The organism is Candidatus Pelagibacter communis (genome assembly GCF_001179945.1).
Lineage (GTDB): Bacteria > Pseudomonadota > Alphaproteobacteria > Pelagibacterales > Pelagibacteraceae > Pelagilacustribacter > Pelagilacustribacter ubique_A.
Genome location: NZ_CVSG01000021.1, coordinates 1 through 6,478, shown reverse-complemented (window position 1 = coordinate 6,478; position 6,478 = coordinate 1). Strand labels below are relative to the sequence as shown.

Genomic DNA, 6,478 nt, shown 5'->3' with positions numbered 1-6,478 from the left:
ATTTAAATGTATTAAAAAACTCTATGCTCATGATGTCAAACTACTATTATATAATGTTCATGCTGTTACTGAAGGCACTGATGCACAGGCGACAGTTAGCGTTCGAATTGAGGAGAAAGGTAAAACTACAGTAGGTCAAGCAGCTGATACGGATACACTTGTGGCATCAGCTAATGCTTACTTAAGTGCACTAAACAAATTAATAATTAAAAGAAAAAAAACAGCGCCAGATGACGAAAATCTAAGCGTTCAAATTTAGAAAGGAAAATATGTTTAAAGGTTTAACAGGATTAACTTCACTTTGGTCACAAGATATGGCTATAGACCTAGGCACGGCTAATACCCTTGTAGTTTTAAAAGACCAAGGAGTAGTGCTAAATGAACCGTCAGTAGTTGCAGTTATTGAGGATGCAGGAAAAAAATCTGTATTAGCTGTTGGAGACGAAGCAAAAACAATGTTAGGGAGAACTCCAGGAAATATTTCAGCTATTAGACCATTAAAAGATGGAGTAATTGCAGACTTTGTAGTCACTGAGGAAATGATTAAACACTTTATCAAAAAAGTTCACAAAAAAAATGCTTTTGCAAACCCAAGAATTTTAATTTGCGTACCTACTGGTTCTACTCCTGTGGAAAGAAAAGCTATTCAAGACTCAGCATTAGCTGCAGGAGCAAGAAAAGTTCAATTAATTGAGGAGCCAATTGCAGCAGCAATTGGAGCAGGATTACCTATTTCAGAAGCAACTGGTTCAATGGTTGTTGATATTGGAGGTGGTACAACCGAAATAGCAGTAATGTCACTAGGCGGTGTAGTTTATTCTAAATCTTTAAGAGTTGCTGGAGATGCATTAGACCAATCTATAATAGCCTACATGAGAAAAAGAATGAATTTAATGATAGGAGACTCCACGGCAGAAAAGATTAAAAAAGAAATTGGTACAGCTATACCATCTTCGAATAATACGTTTTTAATGAAAGGTAGAGATATAAGATCAGGAACACCAAAAGAGATTGAGCTTACAGAAAAAGATGCTTGTGAGGCATTAATGCCAATTTTAAATCAAATTTTAGGTGGCATTAAAGAAGCTTTAGAAAATACTCCACCTGAATTATCTGCAGATTTAATTGATATGGGACTAGTGCTTACAGGCGGTGGAGCATTATTAAAAAATATAGATAAATTAATTTCTCAAGATACAGGTTTACCCGTAACAATAGCCGATGACCCATTGTCATGCGTTGCTATTGGAACTGGAAGAGCTTTAGAAAATGAAGAATTGTTTTCTACAATGTTATCAGAGTACTAATTTATCCACAGATGAATAGATGTCAGTTAGTAGAGATGATTTTAGTATAGCTTTTCGCTCCGCTCTTCTTCAAAGAGGAGGAGCACAAAAATTCTCAGTTCTATCGTTGATATTTTTAGCTTTAATTATTTTTTTTCTAGATGTTTATGGAGCAAAGTTTACTAAACCTGTGAGAGGTTTTTTGAATGATGTGGTTTATCGAATAACTTTTTTAGCTTCTACGCCAACCAGATTTTTTCCTCAAGTCAGCAAAGATCTCACTAAATATTTTAATGTCAAAGCGGAAAATGAAAAATTAAAAGCAGAGATAGAAAAATATAAATTACTTGAGCTTAATGTGGAATTTTTATCAGATGAAAACAAAAACTTACAAAAAATTTTGGAAACAGAGTATTTTAATAAAAATCTAAGCAATGTTGTCTTGGCCAAAGTTTTAGTAGATAAAAATAGTCCTTTTTTAAAATCAATAATAATTAATAAAGGCACCAGAACAGGTATACTGAAGGGCATGCCTGTAACTCATAATAACTACTTAGTTGGAAGAATAGTTGAAACAAATTATTTATCTTCTAGAGTTCTATTATTGAATGATTTGAATAGTCGTATTCCTGTTACACTTGACCAAGGTGCCCAAGCAATACTTTCAGGCGGTGGAACAAATAATCCAACTTTAGAATATTTACCAGAGGATTATAAAGTAATTGAAGAGATAAATGTATTTGCTTCAGGAAAAGATGGAATATTTTCGCCAGGCGCTCCAATTGGAATGACCAATCTTGATGGAGAAGTTGATTTGTTTGTTGACCCAAATCAACTTTCTTTTGTAACAGTAAATTTAAGTATTCAAAATTTAGGAAAATTATAATGGCAAAAAACTCTCTATTTTATAAAATTTACAATGCTGGACCATTATTACTTTTATATTATCTTTGTATTAGTGAGGTAGATACTAATCTCGAAAAAGTATTTGAAATTTTTACTCTTAATTTTCAAATTATTCTAATTTATTTTTGGGTTTTAAAAAAGCCAGAATTAATGGCCAACGGTCATATTTTTTTGGCAGGTTTAATTAATGATGTGGTTATGGGTTTTCCTTTAGGTATAAGCTCCTTATCATATTTAATTATTATTTTTGTGGGTACATATGTAAGAAATAAAAGTGTGAATACAACGATAGCATCAGATTGGTTCACTTTTTTTATGGCGATGATATTTTCAAATCTATTATTTTTTTCTCTTCTAAATAACTTTTCAGATTTAGAATTTAGTTATTCAAAAATTGGATACAACATGTTTTTTACTCTTTTTATGTTCCCAATATTTTGGTTACTATTTAACATTTATCAAATTTCATTTATAGGAAATCGTGATGCTTAATCCAAGTTCAGGTAATACAGTTATCAAATCAAAATTGATAGGTCGTAGGATGTTTTTGCTTACTGCAGCTAAAGCTGTGGTAATGGTAGGAATTATTGGTAGATTAGTTTCTTTGCAGATTAACGAGAGAACAAAATATAAAACTTTATCTGATAAAAATAGGTTCAGAGAGTGGAAACTGGCGCCTGAAAGAGGAGTTATAAAGGATTTTTTTGATAAAGAAATAGCATCGAATGAGCAAGTATACCAAGTTCACCTCATACCTGAAAATTCTAAAGATATAGAAAAACTTTTCGTAAGATTAAAAACAATTTTGAATTTAACAGATAAAAGATTGTTTTATTTAAAAAGGGTTATAGCTAAACAGAAACCGTGGGAGCCAATAATTGTTTCAGATAATATAACTTGGTCAGAATTTTCAAGACTAAATTTATTTTTACACGAATTGGAAGGAGTTAAGCCAGTAGTATCAGTAGCGAGAATGTACCCAGATAACTCTTCAGCGCATATTTTAGGTTATGTTTCACAAGTAAGTGCAAAAGACCTTGAAACAAAAAAATATTTAAAAGATTTACATGTGCCTGGTATGAGTGTTGGAAAAACTGGACTAGAAAGAAAACTTGATGAAAAGATTATTGGTAAAATAGGATTTCAAAGATATGAAGTTAATGCTTTTGGAAAAAGAGTAAAACAAATTCAAATTAACGAAGGTCAAGCAGGAGAAAGTTACAAAACAACACTGGATTTTGAAGTTCAAAAATACACAAATGAACTTTTAAAAGATAAAGCTGCAGCAGTATGTGTTATGGATGTATATAATGGTGATATAATATCCATGGTATCATCTCCCACGTTTGAGCCAAATGAATTTGTACATGGTTTAAAAAAAGAATATTGGAATAGTCTAATTAAAAATAAATTAAGACCTTTAACAAACAAAACAATTTCAGGATTATATCCACCGGGTTCTACTATAAAAACCTTAGTTGCACTTAGTGCTCTAGAAAACGGCATAATTAAACCTTTAGATACTTTTAGATGTAAAGGTAAAATCGAACTTTACGGAGAAAAATTTCACTGCTGGGAAAAGGATGGTCATGGAATAGTAAATTTGAGAAAAGGAATACAAAGATCATGTGATGTTTATTTTTATGAAGTTGCCAGAAAATTAGGAGTTGATCGTCTATCTGAAACAGCGAAAAAATTTGGTTTAGGGAAAAAAGTACTTAATGGTTTCATTGAGGAAAAAGCAGGGGTTGTTCCTAATACCAAATGGAAGAAGAAATTTATTGGACAAAATTGGTATCTTGGAGAGACACTCCACTCTGGAATTGGTCAGGGCTATTTTCAAAGCACACCTCTACAATTATGTTTGATGACAGCTCAAATTGCCAATGGAGGATTTCAAATTAAACCAAGGATAATTTTTGACGAAAAAAACAATAGATTAAGAGATTATATCAAATATAAAAATGAAAATCCAAATGACCCATTACCTACAGATCTTTTGTTGTCTAATTTTGAATTAAAACCTTTATTTAAAAACCAAGAGCATATAAATTTGATTAAAGATGCAATGTTTTCATCTTCTAATGAACCTGGTGGAACTTCTTATAGACATAGGTGGGAAAATAAAAAATTTACGTTTGCAGGAAAGACAGGATCATCTCAAATAAAAAGATTTACAGAGGAACAGCGAGCAGCGGAGGTTAAACAAGAAAGTCTCCCTTATAAAGATAGAGACCATGCATTGTTTGTAGCATTTGCTCCCTACAAAGATCCTCAATACGCTATAAGTGTTTTAGTAGAACACGGAGGTTCAGGAGGAAAAGCTGCAGCCCCAATAGCAAAAAAAATTATAAAAAAAGTATTAGAAAGACACGAGTTAAGAAAAAAAATTAATAGTTTATTAGGAGAGCCTGTTTAATGTTTAGAGCTAGATCAATTCAATCCTCTCTTAGTATAAAAGATAAAATTCTATCTATAGATTACGTTTTAGTGATCTCTATTTTTATACTCGGACTTGTAAGTATTTTAGCTATGTATTCCACTGACGGAGGAGAATTAAAATATCATACAAGTAGCCACATTCTTAGATTCTTTATTTTTTTTGGAATGTTTTTTATTGTTTCATTTATACAAATTAGATTTTGGCATAGCCAAAGCTATCTAATTTATATTTTATTTTTTATTTTATTACTTGGAGTAAAATATTTTGGTTTGACTTCGTCAGGTTCAAAACGATGGCTCGATTTATATTTTATGAATCTTCAACCTTCTGAATTAATGAAAATTGGACTGATTTTATTTTTAGCTAAGTATTATCACAGAATTTCAATTGAAAATATTAACCAGATTAGATATCTTTTTTTACCTGTTGTAGTACTTATTTCTCCAATAATTTTAGTAGCAACACAACCTGATCTAGGGACATCTTTATTAATTGCTGCTGGTGGAATAACAGTAGCATGGTTAGCAGGGGTACGGGTTAAATTTTTTGCGATCTCTGGTTTTGCTTTTCTTGCTTTATTACCAATAGCTATTTCATTCTTAAAACCATATCAAAAGTCAAGAATATTAACTTTTTTAAATCCGGAGAGAGACCCGCTTGGTGCTGGATATCAAATCATTCAATCTAAAATTGCTATTGGCTCAGGTGGACTTTTTGGAAAAGGTTTTTTACAAGGTTCACAAAGTTATTTAGATTATTTACCAGAAAAACATACAGATTTTATATTTACTTTATTTTCTGAAGAATTTGGATTTTTTGGATCACTTTTCATTCTATTACTTTATGCTTTGATAGTTTGGAGAATTGTTAAAATTGGAAACGTGACGAGAAGCAACTTTGGTAAATTGTACTGTTATAGTTTTGCAACAGCATTTTTCATTTATGTTGTTGTCAATATGATGATGGTGCTAGGTTTACTTCCGATAGTTGGATCTCCATTACCTATTATGTCTTACGGAGGATCCTCAATGATGGCTATAATGTTCGGTTTAGGAATAGCAATGTCCTGTAAAATTTATAAAGATACCCCAGTTAATTAAACCTATTTTGGTCAAATTTGATTTTATTATCATCTTGTATAATATGTAATTTGGTGGTTAATTTATGAAAAATTATATGTTTGGAGATAAGAAAAAAAAACTTACAGACTCAGAAAGATCTTTAATTAGTGAGACAGTAAGTATTGAGGGTACTATTAATAGTTCGGGTGCTATAGACGTAGCTGGATTAATTAAAGGTCCGGTGTATTCCAAAGAGATTATAATTAGAGAAACTGGGTCTATCACAGGCTCAATAGAAGGTGATCATGTGGAAATCCACGGACATCTTGATGGAAAGGTATCAGGTCAGGATGTAGTTATTGGTTCAACGGGAACAGTAAAAGGTGATATTGAATTTGGAAACAATTTAAAAACAGAGAACGGCGCAGATATAGATGGCTATATTAAAAAAACAAATAAATCTAAATCTACATTAACAGGTGACTTCTTATTTAAAAAGAAAGATAAAAAAGACCCTTCAGAAAATTCAGAGGAAAGACCAGAAGTTGTTAATAAAGAGGCCTTAGCCTAATCTACCGCACTACTATTTTTTTAAACATTGAAATATAATTTCCTAATGGAAAATTATAAATGTAAATCAGTTGGAATAATAGGTTCTGGAATTCAAGGGGTTTGTACAGGTTTGCAACTTATAAAAAAAGGCATTCCTGTTACAATTTTCGACCGTCAAGATCCTTTATCTCAAGATTTTAAACCAGCCTCATATGGAAACGCTGGACATT

General features: G+C 31.5%; 7 protein-coding genes. All 7 read left to right on the top strand.

What is annotated here, in order from left to right; translation table 11 throughout:
* Window positions 1–259: alpha-isopropylmalate synthase regulatory domain-containing protein (locus tag AMN78_RS00815; protein WP_306452600.1), on the top strand; the 259-nt coding region annotated here is incomplete at its 5' end.
* Window positions 260–269: 10 nt separating this feature from the next.
* Window positions 270–1,307 carry a rod shape-determining protein gene (locus AMN78_RS00810; RefSeq protein ID WP_075533735.1) on the top strand — a complete coding sequence of 346 codons (1,038 nt, stop codon included), beginning with the start codon at window positions 270–272 and terminating at the stop codon, window positions 1,305–1,307.
* Window positions 1,308–1,326: 19 nt separating this feature from the next.
* Window positions 1,327–2,172, top strand: coding sequence for a rod shape-determining protein MreC (mreC, locus tag AMN78_RS00805; RefSeq protein ID WP_075533734.1), 846 nt, complete (start codon window positions 1,327–1,329; stop codon window positions 2,170–2,172).
* Window positions 2,172–2,684: a rod shape-determining protein MreD gene (mreD, locus tag AMN78_RS00800; RefSeq protein ID WP_075533733.1), complete on the top strand. Its 513-nt coding sequence runs from the start codon at window positions 2,172–2,174 to the stop codon at window positions 2,682–2,684. Before mreC ends, mreD begins: the two co-directional genes overlap by 1 nt.
* Window positions 2,677–4,611 carry a penicillin-binding protein 2 gene (mrdA, locus tag AMN78_RS00795; RefSeq protein WP_075533732.1) on the top strand — a complete coding sequence of 645 codons (1,935 nt, stop codon included), beginning with the start codon at window positions 2,677–2,679 and terminating at the stop codon, window positions 4,609–4,611. The genes mreD and mrdA overlap by 8 nt, the downstream gene beginning before the upstream one ends.
* Window positions 4,611–5,735 carry a rod shape-determining protein RodA gene (rodA, locus tag AMN78_RS00790; protein WP_075533731.1) on the top strand — a complete coding sequence of 375 codons (1,125 nt, stop codon included), beginning with the start codon at window positions 4,611–4,613 and terminating at the stop codon, window positions 5,733–5,735. Before mrdA ends, rodA begins: the two co-directional genes overlap by 1 nt.
* Before the next feature lie 64 nt (window positions 5,736–5,799).
* Window positions 5,800–6,267, top strand: coding sequence for a bactofilin family protein (locus AMN78_RS00785; protein WP_075533730.1), 468 nt, complete (start codon window positions 5,800–5,802; stop codon window positions 6,265–6,267).
* Window positions 6,268–6,478 lie beyond the last annotated feature (211 nt).